The 1525-nt window shown below is 59.3% G+C and carries 1 pseudogene; it reads left to right on the top strand.

The annotated features are described in order from the left end of the window. Window positions 1-11: 11 nt before the first annotated feature. Window positions 12-1525: pseudogene (locus tag SMD27_RS24055) on the top strand (hypothetical protein); the annotation flags it as partial.

Genomic DNA, 1525 nt, shown 5'->3' on the forward strand with positions numbered 1-1525 from the left:
CGGCATCGCCAATGCTGGCCGCTTTGACCACAACCGGAACGCCCTGGATATCCAACCCCGTCATCGTCAATGCATTCGACACCACCGCCTTCGGCAGTCCCGACCCCTCCGGACTGGCTTTCATTCCTGGCTCGACGCCGGGGACGGGCAAGCTGCTCCTTTCGGATTCCGAGGTCGATGAATCGCCCTTCCTGAAGACCAACAATCTCTTCACGCTGTCGCAGACCGGGACCTTCGATCATGCGACCAGCCTGACAAGCTTCACCAATGAGCCGACCGGGCTCGCCTATAATCCGAACAATGGCCATCTCTTCATCAGCGATGACGACAAGGATGGCATTTTCGAGGTCGCCGCCAACAACCCCAGCGTACAGCTCAAATTCTTCTCGACCCGCGCTTATGCGACCGATGCCGAGGATGTCGCCTATGACCCGGCGAGCGATCATCTGTTCATCATGGAGGGCGGTACCGGCGGGCTCAATGCGAGCACGATTTTCGAGACCACGACCGACGGTACGCTCGTTCAATCGATCACGCTGCCATCGACGATCGCCGACCCGGAGGCGATCGCCTATGATTCCGCGCATCAGGTATTCTACGTCACCGGCGGGTCAGCGCGGGATATCTGGGTGGTCTCCCGGGATGGTCAGACCATCCTGAATACCATCACCGTCATGGAAACGATGACCAACACGCTGAGCGGCACGACGGTCCATCCTAAGGGCCTGTTGATCGCGCCGAGCAGCGATCCAAATGACGATCCGGGCACGATGTCGCTTTATGTTGCCGATTATGGCGGGCAGCACATCAACGACGGCCGAATCTACGAAATTCAACTCTCATCCAATCCGACCCAGCCGGCATTGTTTTCCACCGCCGATAACAATGTCGATTTCAATCACGTCACCAAGGGGAGCTATCTTGCCGGCTCGCAATATGAGGCTCTCGCCGGCAATGACACGGTCATCCTGCCGGCGACGGCGGCGGCTGCGGCGGCGGCCGGATATAATCCCGTGCAAACCGCCTTTCACGGCAATGACGGCAATGACACGATTACCGGTGGTGCGCTGAACGACTCCATCTATGGCGATGTCGGTAACGACATTCTGGTTGGCGGTGCCGGCAATGATCGCCTGTTCGGCGGCAACACCAATGATACCTTAAGCGGCGGCTTGGGCGATGATCTGCTGGATGGTGGATCCGGTACCAACACCGTGGATTACACTGCGTCGGCGACCGCGGTGACCGTCGATCTGTCGCTCGGCACCGCCAGCGGCGAGGGTGCGGATACCCTGATCAATATCGCCAACGTGACCGGCTCGAACTTCAAGGACACCATTACCGGCAATGCTGCGGCCAATATCCTCCAGGGTGGCGGTGGCAATGACACGATAGGGGGCGGCGCCGGGAACGATACGATACGGGGAGGTGATGGCAATGACATCATCACCGGTGGCGATGGCACCGATACGGCCTTCGGTGATGCCGGCAACGATACGCTGAAATGGGACAGCGCCGACAGCTT

This window comes from Dongia soli, from assembly GCF_034044715.1.
In the GTDB taxonomy this organism is placed as follows: domain Bacteria; phylum Pseudomonadota; class Alphaproteobacteria; order Dongiales; family Dongiaceae; genus Dongia_B; species Dongia_B soli.